15 protein-coding genes are annotated in these 20,958 nt (G+C 71.9%); 7 read left to right on the plus strand and 8 right to left on the minus strand.

Going from position 1 to position 20,958, the window contains the following annotated elements; genetic code table 11:
* Positions 1-39 precede the first annotated feature (39 nt).
* From trpB to lgt, 4 genes are all read left to right on the plus strand, one after another.
* A complete protein-coding gene (trpB, locus tag OG933_RS31940; protein ID WP_362267444.1) occupies positions 40-1,323 on the plus strand; it encodes a tryptophan synthase subunit beta in 1,284 nt (427 codons plus the stop codon).
* Positions 1,320-2,156, plus strand: a complete 837-nt coding sequence (gene trpA, locus OG933_RS31945) for a tryptophan synthase subunit alpha (RefSeq protein ID WP_362520253.1) — start codon at positions 1,320-1,322, stop codon at positions 2,154-2,156. The genes trpB and trpA overlap by 4 nt, the downstream gene beginning before the upstream one ends.
* A gap of 103 nt (positions 2,157-2,259) precedes the next feature.
* On the plus strand, positions 2,260-3,036 hold the full coding sequence (locus OG933_RS31950; RefSeq protein ID WP_362520256.1) for a thioredoxin domain-containing protein: 777 nt from the start codon (positions 2,260-2,262) through the stop codon (positions 3,034-3,036).
* Positions 3,037-3,130: 94 nt separating this feature from the next.
* The gene (lgt, locus tag OG933_RS31955) at positions 3,131-4,363 is read left to right on the plus strand and encodes a prolipoprotein diacylglyceryl transferase (protein ID WP_405630280.1); all 1,233 of its coding nucleotides are present in this window, start codon (positions 3,131-3,133) and stop codon (positions 4,361-4,363) included.
* Between the two features lie 78 nt (positions 4,364-4,441).
* Here the strand turns inward: lgt and OG933_RS31960 are convergent, their stop codons facing one another.
* The 7 genes from OG933_RS31960 to OG933_RS31990 are packed head-to-tail and all read right to left on the minus strand — an operon-like array spanning position 4,442 to position 12,463.
* The gene (locus tag OG933_RS31960) at positions 4,442-5,275 is read right to left on the minus strand and encodes an HpcH/HpaI aldolase/citrate lyase family protein (RefSeq protein WP_405630282.1); all 834 of its coding nucleotides are present in this window, start codon (positions 5,273-5,275) and stop codon (positions 4,442-4,444) included.
* On the minus strand, positions 5,272-6,492 hold the full coding sequence (locus OG933_RS31965; RefSeq protein WP_405630285.1) for a CaiB/BaiF CoA transferase family protein: 1,221 nt from the start codon (positions 6,490-6,492) through the stop codon (positions 5,272-5,274). Before OG933_RS31965 ends, OG933_RS31960 begins: the two co-directional genes overlap by 4 nt.
* Complete coding sequence (gene rbsK, locus OG933_RS31970) at positions 6,489-7,382, minus strand: ribokinase (RefSeq protein ID WP_267020433.1); 894 nt, start codon at positions 7,380-7,382, stop codon at positions 6,489-6,491. The genes OG933_RS31965 and rbsK overlap by 4 nt, the downstream gene beginning before the upstream one ends.
* Complete coding sequence (locus OG933_RS31975) at positions 7,379-8,758, minus strand: ADP-ribosylglycohydrolase family protein (protein ID WP_405630288.1); 1,380 nt, start codon at positions 8,756-8,758, stop codon at positions 7,379-7,381. The genes rbsK and OG933_RS31975 overlap by 4 nt, the downstream gene beginning before the upstream one ends.
* Positions 8,746-9,921 (minus strand): ADP-ribosylglycohydrolase family protein, encoded by a 1,176-nt coding sequence (locus tag OG933_RS31980; RefSeq protein ID WP_405630289.1) that lies wholly within the window; start codon positions 9,919-9,921, stop codon positions 8,746-8,748. The genes OG933_RS31975 and OG933_RS31980 overlap by 13 nt, the downstream gene beginning before the upstream one ends.
* A gap of 8 nt (positions 9,922-9,929) precedes the next feature.
* A complete protein-coding gene (locus OG933_RS31985; protein WP_405630291.1) occupies positions 9,930-11,339 on the minus strand; it encodes an ADP-ribosylglycohydrolase family protein in 1,410 nt (469 codons plus the stop codon).
* Positions 11,336-12,463, minus strand: a complete 1,128-nt coding sequence (locus OG933_RS31990; protein ID WP_362520271.1) for an ADP-ribosylglycohydrolase family protein — start codon at positions 12,461-12,463, stop codon at positions 11,336-11,338. Before OG933_RS31990 ends, OG933_RS31985 begins: the two co-directional genes overlap by 4 nt.
* 291 nt (positions 12,464-12,754) lie before the next feature.
* Between OG933_RS31990 and OG933_RS31995 the strand changes: the two genes are divergently transcribed.
* The 3 genes from OG933_RS31995 (at position 12,755) to OG933_RS32005 (ending at position 19,931) form a co-directional block, all read left to right on the plus strand.
* Positions 12,755-13,486 carry a VIT1/CCC1 transporter family protein gene (locus tag OG933_RS31995; RefSeq protein ID WP_054242915.1) on the plus strand — a complete coding sequence of 244 codons (732 nt, stop codon included), beginning with the start codon at positions 12,755-12,757 and terminating at the stop codon, positions 13,484-13,486.
* Positions 13,487-13,867: 381 nt separating this feature from the next.
* On the plus strand, positions 13,868-18,475 hold the full coding sequence (gene gltB / locus OG933_RS32000) for a glutamate synthase large subunit (protein ID WP_405630294.1): 4,608 nt from the start codon (positions 13,868-13,870) through the stop codon (positions 18,473-18,475).
* The gene (locus tag OG933_RS32005; protein WP_362520278.1) at positions 18,468-19,931 is read left to right on the plus strand and encodes a glutamate synthase subunit beta; all 1,464 of its coding nucleotides are present in this window, start codon (positions 18,468-18,470) and stop codon (positions 19,929-19,931) included. The genes gltB and OG933_RS32005 overlap by 8 nt, the downstream gene beginning before the upstream one ends.
* A gap of 193 nt (positions 19,932-20,124) precedes the next feature.
* Here OG933_RS32005 and OG933_RS32010 read toward each other — a convergent pair whose 3' ends face one another.
* Complete coding sequence (locus OG933_RS32010) at positions 20,125-20,937, minus strand: chitosanase (protein WP_405630297.1); 813 nt, start codon at positions 20,935-20,937, stop codon at positions 20,125-20,127.
* Positions 20,938-20,958: the final 21 nt, after the last annotated feature.

The following is a 20,958-nucleotide window of genomic DNA, read 5'->3' on the forward strand; positions in this document are numbered from 1 at the left end:
GCGACAGTGCCCAACACACACTCACCGTGAGGTTTCCGCATGCCCAGCGAGTTCTTCATTCCCGACCCCGAGGGTCAGGTCCCCAGCGCCGAGGGCTACTTCGGCGCGTTCGGCGGCAAGTTCATCCCGGAGGCCCTCGTCGCCGCCGTGGACGAGGTCGCCGTCGAGTACGACAAGGCCAAGCACGACCCCGAGTTCGCCCGCGAGCTCGACGACCTGCTCGTGCACTACACCGGCCGGCCCAGCTCCCTCACCGAGGTGCCGAGGTTCGCCGAACACGCCGGCGGTGCCCGGGTGTTCCTCAAGCGCGAGGACCTCAACCACACCGGCTCCCACAAGATCAACAACGTGCTCGGGCAGGCGCTGCTCACCCGGCGCATGGGCAAGACACGCGTGATCGCCGAGACCGGCGCCGGCCAGCACGGCGTGGCGACGGCCACCGCCTGCGCCCTCTTCGGCCTCGAGTGCACCATCTACATGGGCGAGATCGACACCCAGCGCCAGGCCCTCAACGTGGCGCGCATGCGCATGCTGGGCGCCGAGGTCGTGGCCGTGAAGTCCGGCAGCCGCACGCTGAAGGACGCCATCAACGAGGCCTTCCGCGACTGGGTCGCCAACGTCGACCGCACCCACTACCTGTTCGGCACGGTCGCCGGACCGCACCCCTTCCCGGCCATGGTGCGCGACTTCCACCGCGTCATCGGCGTCGAGGCCCGCCGTCAGATCCTGGAGCGCGCCGGACGCCTCCCCGACGCGGCCGTCGCCTGCGTCGGCGGCGGCTCCAACGCCATCGGCCTCTTCCACGCCTTCATCCCGGACGCCGACGTCCGGCTGATCGGCTGCGAGCCGGCCGGCCACGGCATCGACACCGGCGAGCACGCGGCCACCCTCACCGCGGGCGAGCCCGGCATCCTGCACGGCTCGCGCTCCTACGTCCTGCAGGACGACGAGGGCCAGATCACCGAGCCGTACTCCATCTCGGCGGGCCTGGACTACCCGGGCATCGGCCCCGAGCACTCCTACCTCAAGGACAGCGGCCGCGGCGAGTACCGCGCGGTCACCGACGACGCGGCCATGCAGGCGCTGCGCCTGCTGTCGCGCACCGAGGGCATCATCCCGGCCATCGAGAGCGCGCACGCGCTGGCCGGGGCCCTGGAGGTCGGCAAGGAGCTCGGCAAGGACGGGCTGATCGTCGTCAACCTGTCCGGCCGCGGCGACAAGGACATGGACACGGCCGCCCGTTACTTCGGCCTGTACGACACCGACGCCGAGGTCGCCGCCAACGCGGCCGACACCGCCGAGATCGAGGGGGACGCCAAGTGAGCGGGGCCGAATTCACCGGTGGGAACAGCGGGCTGCTGTCGGACACCCTCGCCGACGCGAAGGCGGAGGGCCGCGCCGCGCTCATCGCCTACCTCCCGGCCGGGTTCCCGACCGTGGACGGCGGCATCGAGGCGATCAAGGCCGTCATCGACGGTGGCGCGGACATCGTCGAGGTCGGTCTGCCGCACAGCGACCCGGTCCTCGACGGCCCGGTCATCCAGACCGCCGACGACATCGCCCTGCGCGGCGGGGTGCGGATCGCGGACGTGATGCGGACGGTCCGGGAGGCCTTCGAGGCCACCGGGAAGCCGATCCTCGTCATGACCTACTGGAACCCGATCGACCGCTACGGCGTCGAGCGCTTCACCGCCGAGCTGGCCGAGGCGGGCGGCGCGGGCTGCATCCTGCCCGACCTGCCGGTCCAGGAGTCGGCGCTGTGGAGGGAACACGCCCACAAGCACGGCCTCGCGACGGTCTTCGTCGTGGCGCCCAGCAGCAAGGCCGCGCGGCTCGCGCAGATCACCGAGGCGGGCAGCGGCTTCGTCTACGCCGCTTCGCTGATGGGGGTCACCGGCACCCGTGAGTCGGTGGGCGCGCAGGCCCAGGACCTGGTCGAGCGGACCAGGGCCACCGGCACCGGCCTGCCCGTCTGCGTCGGCCTCGGCGTCTCCGACGCCAAGCAGGCCGCCGAGGTCGCCGGCTTCGCCGACGGCGTGATCGTCGGCTCGGCCTTCGTCAAGCGGATGCTGGACGCGCCGGACGACGCGGCCGGTGTCGAGGCGGTCCGCGAGCTCGCGGGCGAGCTGGCGAAGGGCGTGCGCCGACAGGCGTAGGCGGGTACGGGCGTAACAGAGCGGGATATTTCTCCGGGTCACTCGAACGGGTGGACCTGGGGTCGGGGAGGCGCAATGCGCCTCCCCGGTTCGTTCTGGGGGTGTGAGCGAGAAGAATCGTGCGGGAAAGCGCACCGCCAGGGAGCGGCTGGCGGACGAGCGAGAGAAACAGAAGGCCGCGGAGCGGCGACGGCGGACGTTGATCGTCGCGTCGAGCGTCGTCTGCGTCCTGGGTCTGGCGGCGGTGATCGGGGTCGTCGCGGCGAACTCCGGCAAGGACGACAGCAGCGACAAGGCGGGGCCGGTCGTCGCCCCCTCGGGAGCGCAGGGCGAGGACGCGCTCGCGATCCCCGTCGGCAAGGACGGTGCCAAGTCCACGCTCACCGTGTGGGAGGACTTCCGCTGCCCGGCCTGCAAGGCCTTCGAGGCGGCGTACAGCCCCACGATCCACGAGCTGACGGACGCCGGGAAGCTCAGGGTCGAGTACCACCTGGCCACGCTCATCGACGGCAACATGGGCGGCAGCGGCTCCCGTAACGCGGCCAACGCGGCGGCGTGCGCGCAGGACGCCGGGAAGTTCCCCGCGTACCACGACGTGCTGTACGAGAACCAGCCTGAGGAGACGGACGACGCCTTCGCCGAGAACAGCAAGCTCATCGGGCTCGCCGCCAAGGTGGACGGCCTCGACACGCCGGCGTTCCGCACCTGCGTCGAGGACGGCACGCACAACAGCTGGGTCGAGAAGTCCAACCAGGCATTCCAGAACGGCCACTTCGGCGGCACTCCGACCGTGCTGTTCAACGGCAAGAACATCTACGCCGACCAGTCGATGACGCCGGCCAAGCTGAAGCAGATGGTGGAGGAAGCCGACAAAGGGTGACCAGGGGTGAGGCCCCTGCACACCCGCTCGTTATGGAGCCGTAGCCGGGCTGCCCGTCGTCGGCCCGGTCCGGCACGGTAGCGTCGACCCTGCCATGGAACTTGCCTACATTCCCAGCCCGTCGCACGGAGTGCTGTATCTCGGCCCCGTTCCGTTGCGCGGCTACGCGTTCTGCATCATCATCGGCGTCTTCGTCGCGGTCTGGCTCGGCAACAGGCGCTGGGTCGCCCGCGGCGGACAGACCGGCACGGTGGCCGACATCTCCGTCTGGGCGGTGCCCTTCGGACTGGTCGGCGGTCGGCTCTACCACGTGATCACGGACTACGAGCTGTACTTCAGCGAGGGCCGCGACTGGGTGGACGCCTTCAAGGTCTGGGAGGGCGGCCTCGGTATCTGGGGCGCGATCGCGCTCGGCGCGGTGGGCGCGTGGATCGGCTGCCGCCGCCGGGGCATCGCGCTGCCCGCGTACGCCGACGCCATCGCGCCCGGTATCGCCCTCGCCCAGGCGATCGGCCGCTGGGGCAACTGGTTCAACCAGGAGCTGTACGGCAAGCAGACCGACCTTCCCTGGGCGGTGCACATCACGTCCTCGGCGGACGGCCGGGTGCCCGGCTACTACCACCCGACGTTCCTGTACGAGTCGCTGTGGTGCATCGGCGTCGCGCTCCTCGTCATCTGGGCCGACCGCCGCTTCAAGCTCGGACACGGGCGGGCCTTCGCGCTGTACGTCGCCGCGTACTGCGTGGGCCGCGCGTGGATCGAGTACATGCGGGTCGACGACGCCCACCACATCCTGGGCCTGCGGCTGAACGACTGGACCGCGATGGTCGTGTTCGTGCTCGCGGTGATCTACATCGTGATCTCGGCGAAGAAGCGGCCGGGGCGCGAAGCGGTGGTCGAACCGGGTGCGGTTGCCTCCGGCGGTGGGACGGAAGCCGACGGCGAAGGCACGTCGGAGTCGGAGGACGCGGCCGAGGCCAAGGACAAGGCTGAGGGCAAGGACAAGGCTGCGTCCGGCGCCGACGTGAAGACCGAGGCGAAGGCCGACGCGAAGACCGGCGCGAAGAGCGACGGCGAAGCGAAGGCCGAGACCGACGCCGACGCCCAGGGCGAGGCGGACACCAAGGTCTCTGCCGGCACCAAGGCCTCCACCGATGCCAAGGCATCTGCCGACGCCAAGGCCGACGACGGTGCGAAGGCGGACGCCGGTGCGAAGGGTGAGGTCGGGAAGGCCGCTGCGGTGAAGGCCGAGGACCCGGCCGAGGACGTGGCCGGGGTGAAGGACGAGGTCAAGGACGGAGCCGAGTCGGCCGGCAAGAAGAGCTGACGGCTGGTTGTTCGTACGACGACGAGGGCGCCCGGGATCTGCCGGGCGCCCTCGTCGTCTGTGTGCGACGGGGAGGGTTCAGTCCCCGCGGGCTGCCAGGGACAGGGTGCGCTGTGCCATCGCCACCACGGCCGCGTCGACGAACCGGCCGTCCGGGAGGGCCTGGGCGCCCTGCTCGGTGGCCGCCGCTTTCACGATCGTCTCGGCTTCCTCCAGCTCGTGCTGGGTGGGCAGGTAGGCCCGTTCGATGATCGGGAGCTGGCGGGGGTGGATGGCGGCGCGGCCGAGGAAACCCAGGGTGCGGCCGTGGGCGCAGCTGGTGGCCAGGCCCTCCAGGTCACGGATGTCGGGGTGCACCGACTGGGGTGGCGGCGCCAGACCCGCGGCCCGGGCGGCGATCACGACCCGGGCGCGGGACCAGTCGAGGCCCGCGTCGTCGCGGACGCCCAGGTCGGCTCGTAGGTCCGCCTCGCCGAGGGCGATGCCGCGCAGCGAGGGGTGGGCGCAGGCGATGGCGAAGGCGTGTTCGATGCCGAGGGCCGTTTCCAGGAGGGCGTGGAGGGGGGTGGCTCCACGGTCCGCGGGCGGCACGGCCGCGGCGACGCGGGTGATCTGGTGCGGGGACGTCACTTTCGGCAGGCGCAGGGCGGATACCCCGGGGAGGGCGGCCATCGTGCGGAGGTCCGCCGCGGCGAAGGGGCTGTCCAGGGCGTTCACCCGGACGTGGACCGGGACCGGCTGGGGCTCGCGGAGGCGTTCGGCGGTGGCCGTGCGGGCGTACTCCTTGCGGTCGGGGGCGACCGCGTCCTCCAGGTCGACGATGACGACGTCGGCGCCGCAGGCGAGAGCCTTGGTGACGGTCTGCGGGCGGTCACCGGGTACATAGAGCCAGGTCAGAGGGGTTTTCGTCATACGGCGCCCGCCTCGCGGAGGGATGTCAACTCGGCTTCGGTCAGGCCCAGTTCGGTCAGGACCTCCTCGGTGTCGGCGCCGTGCGGGCGGCCGGTCCAGCGGATCGCGCCGGGGGTCGAGGAGAGCCGGAAGAGGACGTTCTGCATGCGGATCCGGCCCAGCTCGGGGTCCTCGACCGCGGTGATCGTGTCGAGGGCCTGGTACTGGGGGTCCGCCATCACGTCGCGTACGTCCTGGATCGGGGCGATCGCGGCCTCCGCCTTCTCGAAGGCGGCGAGGACGTCGGTGCGGCTGCGGGCGGCGATCCAGCTGCCGACCGCCTCGTCGAGCAGGTCGGCGTGGGCGGCCCGGTCGGCGCCGGTCGCGAACCAGGGCTCGTCGATCAGGTCGGGGCGGCCGACCAGGTGCATCACGCGCTCCGCGATCGACTGGGCCGACGTGGAGACGGCGACCCAGTTCCCGTCGGCCGTGCGGTAGGTGTTGCGCGGGGCGTTGTTGGCGGACCGGTTGCCGGTGCGGGCCTGGACGTATCCCAGCTGGTCGTACCAGAGCGGCTGGGGGCCGAGGACGGTGAGGATGGGCTCGATGATCGCCATGTCGACGACCTGCCCCTCGCCGGTGCGGTCGCGGGCGGCGAGGGCCGTCATGACGGCGTAGGCGGTGGCCAGACCGGCGATCGAGTCGGCCAGGCCGAAGGGCGGGAGGGTCGGGGACGCGTCCGGTTCGCCGGTGATCGCCGCGAATCCGCTCATCGCCTCGGCGAGGGTGCCGAAGCCGGGACGGTGGGCGTAGGGGCCGAACTGGCCGAAGGCGGTGACCCGGGTGAGGACCAGGCGGGGGTTGGCCGCCGACAGCGCGTCCCAGCCGAGGTCCCACTTCTCCAGGGTGCCGGGACGGAAGTTCTCGATGATCACATCGGCGGTGGCGGCGAGGCGCAGCAGCGTGGCGCGGCCGCCGGGCCTGGAGAGGTTGAGGGTGATGGTGCGCTTGTTGCGGCCGAGGAGCTTCCACCAGAGGCCCACGCCGTCCTTGGACGGACCGTGGCCTCGGGAGGGGTCCGGCTGGGTGGGGTGCTCGACCTTGACGACCTCCGCGCCGAAGTCGCCGAGCATGGTGGCGGCGAGGGGGCCGGCGAAGAGGGTGGCCAGGTCCAGGACGCGGACACCGTGCAGGGGAGCGGTCTTCTCGGGGGTCTTCTCGGTGGTCTTCTCGGTCATGACGCGTACTGCGTCTCGATCTCGGAGCGGTAGGGCATCGAGGCGGAGGCGCCCGGTCGTTGGACCGACAGGGCCGCCGCCGCGGATGCCCAGGCCAGCGCCTCCCGTACGGGCCGCCCCTCGCCGAGCGCGACCGCGAGGGCGCCGACGAAGGTGTCGCCCGCGCCGGTCGAGTCGACGGCGGTGACGCGCGGGGCGGGCACGGTCAGCGGCTGTGCTCCCCGGGTGGCGTACAGGCTGCCGGACGCGCCGAGCGTGATGACCACCTCCGGCACGCTGTCCAGCAGGGCGGTGGCCGCCTCGCGCGGGTCGGTGCGGCCGGTGAGCGTGGCCGCCTCGTGCTCGTTGGGGACCAACAGGTCGGTGGCCGCGAGGAGTTCGGGCGGGAGCGGCTGGGCGGGGGCCGGGGTGAGGATCGTCCGGACGCCGTGGGCGCGGGCCGCCCGGGCGCTCGCGACGACCGCGGCGAGGGGGACCTCGAGCTGGAGCAGAAGCGCGTCGGCGGAGGAGATGAGGACCTCGTCGCCGGGGACGAGGTGGTCGACGGTGCCGTTCGCGCCGGGGACGACCACGATCGCGTTGCCGCCCTCGTCGTCCACGACGATGTGCGCGGTGCCGGAGGGGCTCTCGACGGTGCGCAGATGGTCGGTGTTCACGCCGGAGTGCTCCAGGGTGGAGCGCAGCCGGGTGCCGAAGGCGTCGTTGCCGACGGCGCCGATCATCGAGACGGTGCCGCCCGCGTGGGCGGCGGCGACCGCCTGGTTGGCGCCCTTGCCGCCGGGGATCGTACGGAACTCCCGTCCCGTCACGGTCTCCCCGCGCTGCGGGGGCTTCTCGACGTAGGCGACGAGGTCCATGTTCGTGCTGCCGAGCACGACGATGTCGGTCATGGCTGGGAAGCCTCCTGGGGGATGAGGGACCAGGTGAGGTGGGCCAGGGTGTCGAAGCCGACGCCGTCGAGGCCGGCGACGGAGGTGGCCAGGCGGTTCTTGAGGGGGGCCGTCCAGTGGTCGGGCAGGGCGGCCGGGTCGCCGGTGAGCAGGGCGGCGATCCCGCCGGCCGTCGCGCCGGCCGAGTCGGTGTCCAGGGCGCCGGACACGGCACGGCCGATGGAGCCGGTGAAGTCGCCGTCCGCGTGGGTGAGGGCGGCGGCGATCAGGGCGGTGTTGGGGACGGCGTGGACCCAGTGGTGCCCCTGGTGGGCGGCGTGGAGTTCGTCCACCACGGTGTCGAAGTCGGGGTGTTCCCCGGCCAGCCGGACGGCGTGGGTGACCGCCTGCGCGAGACGGGAGCGGGGCGGGACGACGGTCAGGCCGGTGCGCAGACAGGCGTGGACGTCATGGACGCCGGTCGCGGCGGTGGCGATGGTGGCCGCCGTGAACATCGCCGCGTAGACGCCGTTGGCGGTGTGCGTGAGGGTGGCGTCGCGGTGGGCCTGCTCGGCCGCCGCGGCCGGGTCCCCGGGGTTGGTCCAGCCGTGGACGTCGGCGCGGATGAGGGCGCCGATCCACTCGCGGAAGGGGTTGCGGTGGCGGGCGGTGAGCGGGGGCTCGATGCCGCAGAGGAGGTTGCGCAGGGCGAGGCGCTCGGCGGTGAAGGTGCGGCCCGCGGGGAGTTCGTCCAGCCAGAGCCGGGCCACATCCGTGGTGGTGAAGTCCCTGCCGTGGCGTTGGAGCAGGAGGAGGTTGAGAAGCGGGTAGTTGAGGTCGTCGTCCTCGGGCATGCCGTCGATGTTCTCGGCGAGGGAGGTGGTCGCCGAGCGGCGGTTCCAGGGGTGCGCCTCGAGGAGGGGCTCGGGGATTCCCCGGGCGGTGAAGTAGCCGGCGAGGGGCCAGTTGCCGGTGGACCGGGCGAGTTGGCGGACGCCGTCGAGGGGGAGTTTCTCCACCGGTTTGCCCAGCAGGCAGCCGACGGCCCGGCCCAGCCAGGCCGCTTCCAGTGCGGCGGGGGCGGAGGCCTGCGCGGGCGCGCCGGCCGGACGGCTCGGCCACTGCGGGCACAGGGCCCTGATCTTCTCCAGTCCGGTCGGCTCGTGTTCCGCCGATCTGCTGGGCAGGTCGGCCAGTTCGTCCAGCAGGTCGTCCGCGAGGAGGCGCAGATAGCGCGAGGCGCGCTGCGGGGACGCACCGGCGCGGGCGGGGGCCTCGCAGCCGCCGGCCGCTTTCCAGCGTGCGGCGATCGCCCACGGTTCCCGGCCGTCCTCGGCCGCCTGGCGCAGTTCGTGGCCGAGGAGGTCCTCGGGCTGGACCCAGGTCAGTCGGAGCATCGCGGACCTCCGATCGCGGAGAACGCCCGCTCGTGGGTGCGGCGGTGGTGGACGTCGCGGTCGAAGATCTCCCGGGTGACCTCGGTGAGCGTCGCCGCGGGCTGCCAGAGGTCGAGGCGGCTGGCCTCGCCGACCTGCTTCGACCACTCGTCGGGGACCGGCGAGCCGAGGGCGCCGGCCACCGCTCCCGCCATCGTCGCGATCGAATCGCAGTCGCGGCCGTAGTTGACCGCCCCCAGGACCGCCTGCCGGTAGTCGCCGTCGGCCACCAGCAACATGCCCAGGGCGACGGGAAGTTCCTCGATCGCGTGCAGGCGGGACGGGCGGCGGGCGGCCAGGGAGGGCCGGCGGTAGTCGGGGCCGACGGTGTCGTAGGGCGCCACCGCCTCCCGGAGCGGCACCAGTGCCGACTCGAAGTCGGTGTGCCGGGCCGCCGCTTCGCAGACCTTCTCGATCGCCGTGCGGGTGCCGTCCTGCGCCAGGGCCAGACAGGCCGTGACGACGGAGTCCGCCGTCGCGCCCGGCGTGCACGCGGCCGCCACCGCCGCCGCGAAGACTCCCGCCGCCTCGCGGCCGTACGACGACTGGTGGGCACCGGCGATGTCCAGCGCCTCGGCGTACGCGCCCGCCGGGTTGGCCGCGTTGACCAGGCCCACCGGCGCCATGTACATCGCCGCACCACAGTTGACGATGTTGCCGACGCCTGCCTCACGGGGGTCCACATGGCCGTAGTGCAGCCTTGCCACCAGCCATTTCTCCGCCAGGAAGATCCGCTGGAGGGGGAGCGCCTCCGCCTCCAGCTCCGGGATCCAGCGGGGTGTCGTCAGCAGGTCCGGGACCAGGTGGTCGGCGATCGCGTAGGAGTCCAGGTGATCGCGGACCGTGGCGTAGACCCTGATCAGCGCGTGGGTCATCAAGGTGTCGTCGGTGACGTGGCCGTCGCCCTTGTGGTACGGGGCGATGGGGCGGGCGGTGCGCCAGTCGTCGCCGTTCCAGGGACCGACGACGCCGTGGACCCGGCTGCCGTGGCGCTGGAGGATCTGCTCGGGGGAGTAGCCCTCGACGGGGCCGCCGAGCGCGTCGCCGACGGCCGCGCCGACGAGGGCTCCGGTGATGCGGTCTTCCAGGGTTCCGCCGTTGCTTTCTTGTGCTTTGGGCGTCATGCCCCGAATCATCCTCCTGGAGGGGCCGGTTGCGTGGCTTCCAGGAGTTCGGCGAGTTCCACCAGGTCGGTACCGGTGAGCCGGGGCAGTACACAGCCGGAGAGGACGCGGCAGCTGTCCCGCCAGGAGACGGGGATCGCGGCGCCGCCGCCCAACGCGCCGGTCAGCGCGCCCGCCAGGGCCGGGGCCGAGTCCGCGACCCGGGAGAGACAGGCCGCCGCCGGTACCGCTTCGCCGATACGGCCGCCGGACGCCGTCACCAGGGCCAGCGCCACCGGGACCGTCTCCGCCGCCGCGATGCCGTAGCTGTAGACGTGGTCGACGATCTGGTGCTCCAGGAGGGGGATGAGCGCGAAGGCGCTGTCGGCACCGCGGGCCAGTTCGAGGGCGTGACGGGCGTTGCGGCCGATCTCGGTGTGCTCGGGGAGTTCGGCGAGCGCCGCCGCCACGCAGGCGTCGGGGTCCGCGCCGACGAGGGCCAGCGCGAGGGCCGCCGCCATCGCGCGCGCACCGTGTACGCCGTCGCCGTCCTGCGTGTAGCGGGCGTCGAACTCGGCGAGTTCGGCGGCGAGTCGGGGGTCGCCGGGGTGGGCCACGGCCAGGACGCAGGCGCGTACGCAGGCCGCGTCGTCGAAGTAGTGGGGGTTGTCGTGGCCGGTGGCGGGAGGTCGCAGTCCTGCGGCGAGGTTGCCGAGGCCGGCGCGGACGGAGATCCGGGCGCGCAGGGGGAGGACGGCGGACTCGATCTCGGGCGCGCGGTCGGCGGCGGCCGCGACCTCGCAGGCGATGGCGTTCCAGGTGAGGTCGATGGCGGCGCGCATCCGGCGTTCCCGGCTGAGGTCGCCGAGGGCGGCGTCGTCGCCGGCCCGCAGGACCGCCTCGGCCGCGAAGGCCGCCCACTCGGCGTCGTCGGAGGGGCCGAGGCGGAGGGGTTCGGGGGGTTGGTTGAGGGCGATGGGGACGGGGAGGGTGGTCGTCGCGTTGTGTTCGGCGAAGGTGTCGAGTTCGCGGGTGAGGCGGCGGGTCCACTCCGGCATCCGGGCGGCCCGGTGGCGGGCGGCGGGCCAGCCGGCGGCGTCGCCCGCGGCGAGGCCGAGAAGGAGGCCCTCGATGCGGCGCGCGTCCCGCGGGTGGGCGGTCTCCATGGCCTCGGCTGCGCCTTCGGCCTTGTCGTTCCCACCCGCCCCATCCGTGCGGCTTTCGTCGTCGGGTGCCGGTGGTCCCTGTGGGGCGTTCCCGCCGTCGGCGACCGCGGGTCCGTTCGCGGTAGCCGGTGCCGCCGCCGTCGGCGCTGCCGACATCGTCGACGGTACCGACGGCGGCGGCTCGGTGGGTTCAGCAAGTTCAGTGGGTTCGGTGGGGTCCGGGGGTGGGGTTCCCGTGGACGTGTCCTCCTGCCAGGGGCCCGGTGGCCTCACAGCCGTACCTCCGCGGTGTCGTTCGTCGTCAGGGTGAAGGCGGTCGGGTCCGGCAGGGGGAACCGGGCGAGGCCCATCAGGTTGGGCACGAGGTCGTCCATGACCATCCCCTCGCCCCACTTTCCGCCCTCGCCCGGCACCAGCAACTCGGCCACGTCCAGCACGTGGTGGCCCGCCATGGACGGCAGGCAGCTGCCCCGTGCCGGGCCGATCGCCGCCGCCCACTCCGCCGGGATCGCCGACACGCCCTGCGTGGCACCGGCCAGGGCGCCCGCCACCGCGGCCGTCGTGTCCGCGTCGCGGCCCATGTTCACCGCCGTCAGGACGGCTTCGCGGAAGTCGCCGTCGGCGGCCGCGTACGCGCCGAAGGCGAGGGCGACGGCCTCGGGGGCGAGGTCGGTCCAGGGGTAGCCGCCGATGACGACGGCGGAGCGGACCGCCCGTTCGCCCCGGTGGGCCACCGCCACCGCCCGGCGCAGCGAACGCGCCGTCCAGGAGTCCTCGGGGACCACGGCGAGGGCGGAGGCGACCACCGAGATCGCCGGCGCTCCCGCCATCGCCGCCGCCACTCCCGCCGCGACCGCCTGGCCGCCGTAGATGCCCTCGCCGTCGTGGCTCACCGCGCCGTCGATCGCGACCAGCCGGGCCGCTTCGGCCGGGCGGCCCGCGGCGAAGACGCCGAAGGGGGCCGCGCGCATCGCCAGGCCGTCGCTCCAGGCGTGCCGGTGCTGCGCCGAGATCGGCGCCGCCAGGCCTCGGCGGAGGTTCTCCAGGGTGCCGCGTTCGCTGAAGCCGGCGCCGCGGAAGGGTCCCTCGTCGAGGTCGGCGATCCACTGGTGCCAGGCCGCCTCGACGTGGGCGGGGGTGAGCGCGGAGCCGTGGCGGGCCAGCAGCAGGCCCGAGAAGATCGCGTACTCGGTGTCGTCGGTGCCGGCCGGCCGGTCGGTGACGTATCCCGTGATACGGCCCCAGCGGGCGCGGATCTCGGAGGGCTTCATGTTCTCCGCGGGGGCTCCCAGGGCGTCTCCCACGGCCAGGCCGAGCAGGGCGCCGCGGGCCCGTTCGCGCAGTGCGGCGGCGTCCCCGGGCGCCGGGACCGAGGGGATGCAGGCGGTCGATGCCATACGCGACCTCTCCTCAGGGGCTCCGCACGGGGCGCGGAGCCCTTTTGCGGATGTGTCCCACCGTCGGCGGTTGACCTCAGCCTCGGAGGCCCTCATGTCACCCGGTCGACATCTGTGCAGGCAGCCGATCGTATGAGCATTCGAGGGTAAAACCGCAGGTTAGCCCAGCCTTTCCTTCCTGGCGGGTGGGAATCTCCCGGCGTATCTTTGGGATTGTCAAAAAGTGGAATCAGTCCAGACTTAGCTTTGCCTCAGCTTGCTGGGGCGCTGTGGAACACCCTGGGGGACCTCATGGCCATCATCGAAACCGAAGCCGCACTGCACGAGGCGCACCGCGACAACCACACCCACCGGGACGTCAACGGGGGCTGGTTGCGGCCCGCCGTCTTCGGCGCGATGGACGGCCTGGTCTCCAACCTCGCCCTGATGACCGGTGTCGCCGGCGGTTCGGTGGGTCACCAGACCGTCGTCATCACCGGACTCGCCGGTCTCGCCGCGGGTGCCTTCTCCATGGCCGCCGGTGAGTACACCTCCGTCGCCTCGCAGCGCGAGCTCGTCGAGGCCGAACTCGAGGTCGAGCGCCGGGAGCTGAGAAAGCACCCCAAGGACGAGGAGGCCGAACTCGCCGCGCTGTACGAGGCCCGGGGTGTCGAGCCCGAGCTGGCCCGGCGGGTCGCCCAGCAGCTGTCGCGCGATCCCGAGCAGGCCCTGGAGATCCACGCCCGTGAGGAGCTGGGCATCGATCCCTCCGATCTGCCCTCGCCGCTGATCGCCGCCGTGTCGAGCTTCGGCGCGTTCGCGCTGGGCGCGCTGCTGCCCGTACTCCCTTATCTCCTGGGCGCCGCTTCGCTCTGGCCGGCCGTGCTGCTCGCGCTGTTCGGGCTGTTCGGCTGCGGGGCCGTGGTGGCCCGGGTGACCGCGCGCACCTGGTGGTACAGCGGACTGCGGCAGCTTGCCCTCGGTGGTGCGGCGGCCGGTGTGACGTACGCCCTGGGCAGCTGGTTCGGAACGGCCGTAGGATAGTGCGGATGCTACTTATGCGTTGGGCCGCATAAGTAGCCGTTACTGACTGGTTTCGAGTGCTTAACCAGCGGGCATGAGCCGTAAGCGCTGTGGGCAATGACGCCTTCGGCGTACTCGCGAGGTGAACGACGCCGCTCTCCTCGCCTGCCGGACCGGCGGACACCGATCTGATCGATCTCGTCCCGTTCGGTCCCCACATACTTTCAGCCACGTGCGCGATACCCCCGTCGTGACACCGTGGCGTCCGCATGCTGGAACGGAGTATCCGGTTCCCGAGAACCGCTCCATCATGTAACCTGCACGAAATTTTGCGTTACGCAGAGGGCCAACGTCGTCCCTTCGCCAGCAGATATGCCACTTGAGACGACGACGGGAGAGCCGATGCGTACGCCGCGCCAGCCGTCCCAGCATTCCGCGAATGGCCAGAACTGGTCCTTCATGGATGCTCGCCCTGCTGCGCAGGGTATGTACGACCCCCGCAACGAGCACGACGCCTGTGGCGTCGGCTTCGTGGCCAACCTCACCGGCGAGGCGAGCCACACGCTGGTCGAGCAGGCGCTCACCGTTCTGCGCAACCTCGAACACCGTGGCGCCACCGGCTCCGAGCCGGACTCCGGCGACGGCGCGGGCATCCTGACCCAGGTCCCGGACGCCTTCTTCCGCGAGGTGGCCGGACTTGAGCTCCCCGAGGCCGGCGGCTACGCCGTCGGTATCGCCTTCCTCCCCGAGGACGGCATCGACGAGGTCGTCTCACAGATCGAGACGATCGCCGCCGACGAGGGCCTCACCGTCCTCGGCTGGCGCGAGGTCCCGGTCGCCCCCGGGCTGCTCGGCGCCACCGCCCGCTCGACGATGCCGGCCTTCCGCCAGATCTTCGTCACGGACCACGCGAGCACGGGCATCGACCTCGACCGCAAGGCGTTCGTGCTGCGCAAGCGCGCCGAACGCGAGGCCGGCGTCTACTTCCCCTCGCTGTCCGCGCGGACCATCGTCTACAAGGGCATGCTGACCACCGGTCAGCTCGAGCCCTTCTTCCCGGACCTGTCCGACCGCCGCTTCGCCTCGGCCGTGTCGCTCGTCCACTCGCGCTTCTCCACGAACACCTTCCCCTCGTGGCCGCTCGCGCACCCGTACCGCTTCGTCGCGCACAACGGTGAGATCAACACCGTCAAGGGCAACCGCAACTGGATGACCGCCCGCGAGTCGCAGCTGGTCTCGGACCTGTTCGGCGCCGACGGGAAGTCCATCGAGCGGATCTTCCCCGTGTGTACGCCGGACGCCTCCGACTCGGCGTCCTTCGACGAGGTGCTCGAGCTGCTCCACCTCGGTGGCCGCTCGCTGCCGCACTCCGTGCTGATGATGATCCCGGAGGCGTGGGAGAACCACGACTCCATGGACCCGGCCCGGCGCGCCTTCTACGAGTTCCACTCCACGATGATGGAGCCCTGGGACGGCCCGGCCTGTGTCACCTTCACCGACGGCGTCCAGGTCGGCGCCGTGCTCGACCGCAACGGTCTGCGTCCCGGCCGCTACTGGGTCACCGACGACGGCCTCGTCGTCCTCGGCTCCGAGGTCGGCGTCCTCGACATCGACCCGGCCAAGGTCGTCCGCAAGGGCCGCCTCCAGCCCGGCCGGATGTTCCTCGTCGACACCGCCGAGCACCGCATCATCGAGGACGACGAGATCAAGGCCCAGCTCGCCGCCGAGAAGCCCTACGCCGAGTGGCTGGAGGCCGGCGAGATCGAGCTGGTCGACCTGCCCGAGCGCGAGCACATCGTGCACACCCACGCCTCGGTCACCCGCCGCCAGCAGACCTTCGGCTACACCGAGGAAGAGCTGCGCGTCATCCTCGCGCCGATGGCCAAGACCGCCGGCGAACCGCTCGGCTCCATGGGCACGGACTCGCCGATCGCCGCGCTCTCCGCCCGCCCGCGGCTGCTCTTCGACTACTTCACCCAGCTGTTCGCGCAGGTCACCAACCCGCCGCTGGACGCGATCCGCGAAGAGCTCGTGACCTCGCTGCGCTCCTCCCTCGGCCCGCAGGGCAACCTGCTCGAGCCGAGCGCCGCGTCGTGCCGGACGGTCACCCTGCCGTTCCCGGTCATCGACAACGACGAGCTGGCCAAGCTCATCCACATCAACGCCGACGGCGACATGCCCGGCTTCAAGGCCGCGACGCTCTCCGGCCTGTACCGGGTGCACGGCGGCGGTGACGCGCTGGCCGCGCGCATCGAGGAGATCTGCGCCGAGGCCGACGCCGCCATCGACAACGGCGCCCGTCTCATCGTCCTGTCGGACCGCCACTCGGACGCCGAGCACGCCCCGATCCCGTCGCTGCTGCTCACCGCGGCCGTCCACCACCACCTCATCCGCACCAAGCAGCGCACCGAGGTGGGCCTGCTGGTCGAGGCCGGTGACGTCCGCGAGGTCCACCACGTCGCCCTGCTGATCGGCTTCGGCGCCGCCGCCGTCAACCCGTACCTGGCGATGGAGTCCGTCGAGGACCTGCTGCGCGCGGGCACCTTCCTGGGCGGCATGGAGCCCGAGCAGGCGATCCGCAACCTGATCTACGCGCTGGGCAAGGGCGTCCTGAAGGTCATGTCCAAGATGGGCATCTCGACCGTCGCCTCCTACCGCGGCGCCCAGGTCTTCGAGGCCGTCGGTCTCGACGACGCGTTCGTCACCAAGTACTTCAGCGGCACCGCCACCAAGATCGGCGGCGTCGGCATCGACGTCATCGCCAAGGAGGTCGCCGCCCGCCACGCCAAGGCGTACCCGGCCAGCGGCATCGCGCCGGCCCACCGCGCCCTGGAGATAGGCGGCGAGTACCAGTGGCGCCGCGAGGGCGAGCCGCACCTGTTCGACCCGGAGACGGTCTTCCGCCTCCAGCACTCGACGCGCACGGCCCGCTACGACATCTTCAAGAAGTACACGGACCGCGTGAACGAGCAGTCCGAGCGCCTCATGACGCTGCGCGGCCTCTTCGGCTTCAAGACCGGTGCCGACGGCCGTCAGCCGATCTCCATCGACGAGGTCGAGTCGGTCGAGGAGATCGTCAAGCGCTTCTCCACCGGCGCCATGTCGTACGGCTCCATCTCCAAGGAGGCGCACGAGACCCTCGCCATCGCCATGAACCAGTTGGGCGGCAAGTCCAACACCGGTGAGGGCGGCGAGGACGCGGACCGGCTGTACGACCCGGCGCGCCGCTCGGCGATCAAGCAGGTCGCCTCCGGCCGCTTCGGCGTCACCTCCGAGTACCTGGTCAACGCCGACGACATCCAGATCAAGATGGCCCAGGGCGCCAAGCCCGGCGAGGGCGGCCAGCTGCCCGGCCACAAGGTCTACCCGTGGGTCGCCAAGACCCGGCACAGCACCCCCGGTGTCGGTCTGATCTCCCCGCCGCCGCACCACGACATCTACTCGATCGAGGACCTGGCCCAGCTGATCCACGACCTGAAGAACGCGAACCCGCAGGCGCGGATTCACGTGAAGCTGGTCTCCGAGGTCGGCGTCGGCACGGTCGCGGCCGGTGTGTCCAAGGCGCACGCGGACGTCGTGCTCATCTCCGGCCACGACGGCGGCACCGGCGCCTCCCCGCTCACCTCGCTCAAGCACGCGGGCGGCCCCTGGGAGCTCGGCCTCGCCGAGACCCAGCAGACGCTGCTGCTCAACGGCCTGCGCGACCGGATCGTCGTGCAGACCGACGGCCAGCTGAAGACCGGCCGCGACGTGATCATCGCCGCGCTGCTCGGCGCCGAGGAGTTCGGTTTCGCGACCGCGCCGCTCGTCGTCTCCGGCTGCGTCATGATGCGCGTCTGCCACCTGGACACCTGCCCGGTGGGCATCGCCACCCAGAACCCGGTGCTCCGCGACCGCTTCGCCGGCAAGGCGGAGTACGTGGTGAACTTCTTCAGGTTCATCGCCGAGGAGGTCCGCGAGATCCTCGCCGAGCTGGGCTTCCGCACCATCGAGGAGGCCGTCGGCCACGCCGAGGTCCTCGACGTCGAGCGCGCCGTCGACCACTGGAAGGCACAGGGCCTGAACCTGGCCCCGCTGTTCCACGTGCCCGCCCTGCCCGAGGGTGCGGCGCTGCACCAGGTCATCACGCAGGACCACGGCCTGGAGAAGGCGCTCGACAACGAGCTGATCAAGCTCGCCGCCGACGCCCTGGCCGCGGACTCCGCGACCGACGCCCAGCCGGTGCGCGCCCAGGTGGCCATCCGCAACATCAACCGCACGGTCGGCACCATGCTCGGCCACGAGGTGACGAAGAAGTTCGGTGGCGCGGGCCTGCCCGAGGACACCATCGACATCACCTTCACCGGTTCCGCCGGCCAGTCCTTCGGCGCCTTCCTCCCGCGCGGTGTCACGCTGCGTCTGGAGGGCGACGCCAACGACTACGTCGGCAAGGGCCTTTCGGGTGGCCGTGTCGTCGTCCGCCCGGACCGGGGCGCCGACCACCTCGCCGAGTACTCGACGATCGCGGGCAACACCATTGCCTACGGCGCGACCGGCGGCGAGCTGTTCCTGCGCGGCCGGACCGGTGAGCGGTTCTGCGTCCGCAACTCCGGCGCGACGGTCGTCTCCGAGGGCGTGGGCGACCACGGCTGCGAGTACATGACCGGCGGTCACGCGGTGGTCCTCGGCGAGACGGGCCGCAACTTCGCGGCCGGTATGTCGGGCGGCATCGCCTACGTGATCGACCTGAACCGCGACAACGTCAACGCCGGCAACCTCGGCGCCGTCGAGACGCCGGACGAGACCGACAAGCAGTGGCTGCACGACGTCGTGCGCCGTCACGCCGAGGAGACCGGTTCGACGGTCGCGGCGAAGCTGCTCGTCGACTGGGACGCCGCCGCGGAGCGCTTCAGCAAGATCATCCCCAGCACGTACAAGGCAGTGCTCGCCGCCAAGGACGCCGCCGAGCAGGCGGGACTCTCCGAGTCCGAGATCACCGAGAAGATGATGGAGGCGGCGACCAATGGCTGACCCGAAGGGCTTTTTGAACCACGGCCGTGAGGTCGCCAAGTCCCGTCCCGTCGACGTGCGTCTGAAGGACTGGAACGAGGTCTACGTCCCCGGTTCGCTGCTGCCGATCATCGGCAAGCAGGCCGGCCGGTGCATGGACTGCGGCATCCCGTTCTGTCACAACGGCTGTCCGCTGGGGAACCTGATTCCCGAGTGGAACGACTTCGCCTACCGCGAGGACTGGACGGCGGCCTCCGAGCGGCTGCACGCCACGAACAACTTCCCGGAGTTCACGGGCCGCCTGTGCCCCGCTCCGTGCGAGTCGGCGTGTGTGCTGGGCATCAACCAGCCGGCCGTCACCATCAAGAACGTCGAGGTCTCGATCATCGACAAGGCGTGGGAGACCGGTGACGTCGCCCCGCAGGCGCCCGAGCGCCTGTCCGGCAAGACCGTCGCGGTCATCGGCTCGGGCCCGGCGGGCCTGGCCGCCGCCCAGCAGCTCACCCGGGCCGGCCACACCGTCGCCGTCTACGAGCGCGCGGACCGCATCGGAGGCCTCCTCCGGTACGGCATCCCCGAGTTCAAGATGGAGAAGCGGCACATCAACCGCCGTATCGAGCAGATGCGCGCGGAGGGCACCCGCTTCCGTACCGGGATCGAGATCGGCCGCGACCTCAAGGCGACCGACCTGAAGAAGCGTTACGACGCCATCGTCATCGCCGCCGGCGCCACGACCGCCCGCGACCTTCCGGTCCCCGGCCGTGAGCTCAAGGGCGTCTACCAGGCGATGGAGTTCCTGCCGCTGGCCAACAAGGTCCAGGAGGGCGACTTCGTGGCGCCCCCGATCTCGGCCGAGGGCAAGCACGTCGTGGTCATCGGCGGTGGCGACACCGGCGCCGACTGCGTGGGCACCGCCCACCGTCAGGGCGCGGCCTCGGTCACCCAGCTGGAGATCATGCCCCGTCCGGGCGAGGAGCGGGACGCGGTCTCCCAGCCGTGGCCGACCTTCCCGATGCTCTACAAGGTCACGAGCGCGCACGAGGAGGGCGGCGAGCGGGTCTACTCCGTCTCCACCACCCACTTCGAGGGCGACGAGGACGGCAACGTCCAGTGGCTGCACCTCAGCGAGGTCGAGTTCATCGACGGCAGGCTGACCCCGAAGCCGGGCACGGAGCGCAAGATCCCCGCCCAGCTGGTCACCCTCGCCATGGGCTTCACCGGCACCGACCGTGAGAACGGCGTGGTGGAGCAGTTCGGTCTGGAGCTCGACGAGCGCGGCAACATCGCCCGCGACGCCGACTTCCGGACCAACGTCCCGGGCGTGTACGTCGCCGGTGACGCCGGCCGCGGCCAGTCGCTCATCGTCTGGGCGATCGCGGAGGGCCGCTCGGCCGCCCGCGGCGTCGACCGGTTCCTGACCGGCGCGAGCGAACTGCCCGCCCCGATCCGCCCGACGGACCGCTCGCTGCTGGTCTGACGGCTGCGGAGAACCCCTCAAGAACGTCCCGTACAAAGGCGTACGGAACACAGACGGCGCCTGCCCCACAGTCCCCGACCGGACGACCGGGCAGGCGCCGCCGCATGTCCGGCTTCATCGCCGGCTGCCGGCTGCCGGCTGCCTGGCTGCGGTCTGCCGGTGTGCCGGTGTGCCGGTCTGCGTACGGGTCGCTCTACGGCACCCGGTACGTCTCCCCGTACACCTGCCACCGCAGCGGGGGGCGCAGGCCGAGATTGCCCTCGTTCAGGAAGCGGCGCTGGGTGGTGTCGACGCGCGAGGTGTCGATGCCGGGGTGCCGGGTCAGCATGGCCCGGCGGCGGGCGTCCAGGAAGGCGTCGAGGTAGTCGGTCTCCTTGCCGCCCTGCGCCGGGGTGCGGGCCTGCCGCATCGCGCGCGCTCGGATGCCGTCGAAGCTGGTCGGGCCCGCGCCGGGGCCGTGGAAGACCAGGGCGTCGTAGTAGATGAACTGGCCCAGCGCGCCCAGGCCGTCGACCCGGCCCCGGTGGACCGCCGGGCCGAAGTAGACACGGTCGCGCTCGACGTCCTGGGCGGCCCGGAAGGCGGGCACCCTCGACTCCGCCCGCCAGGCGGCCGGGAAGCCGGGGTCCAGACCGGCGTGCGAGGCGGTGCCGTCGACCCGGCGCAGGGCGGGGAGATAGCGGGCGAGGGCGTTGTCCGGGTGGTCGCGCGTGTAGCGCTCGACGAGGGTGAGCAGATCGTGGGTGCCGGTGCAGAAGCCGATCAGTCCCGCCGTGTAGCCCTGTCCGTCACCGATGTCCTCGACATAGCCGTACGCGCTGCGCCAGTTCAGCGTCCCGTTCTCGGCGCTGGCCACGATCTTCTGGGCCAGTTCCTTCTGGGTCGGGGCGGTGAGGCCCGGCTGGGTCGCCTGGACACCGGCCGTCGGCTGGGCGGGCTCGGAGGGGGTGAACAGGTACACCGTCGACGCTACGGCGGCGCAGACCAGGGCGGCGGCACGTTTCATGCCGCACACCCTAGAGCGGGA

The organism is Streptomyces sp. NBC_00016 (genome assembly GCF_045040885.1).
GTDB lineage: Bacteria > Actinomycetota > Actinomycetes > Streptomycetales > Streptomycetaceae > Streptomyces > Streptomyces coriariae.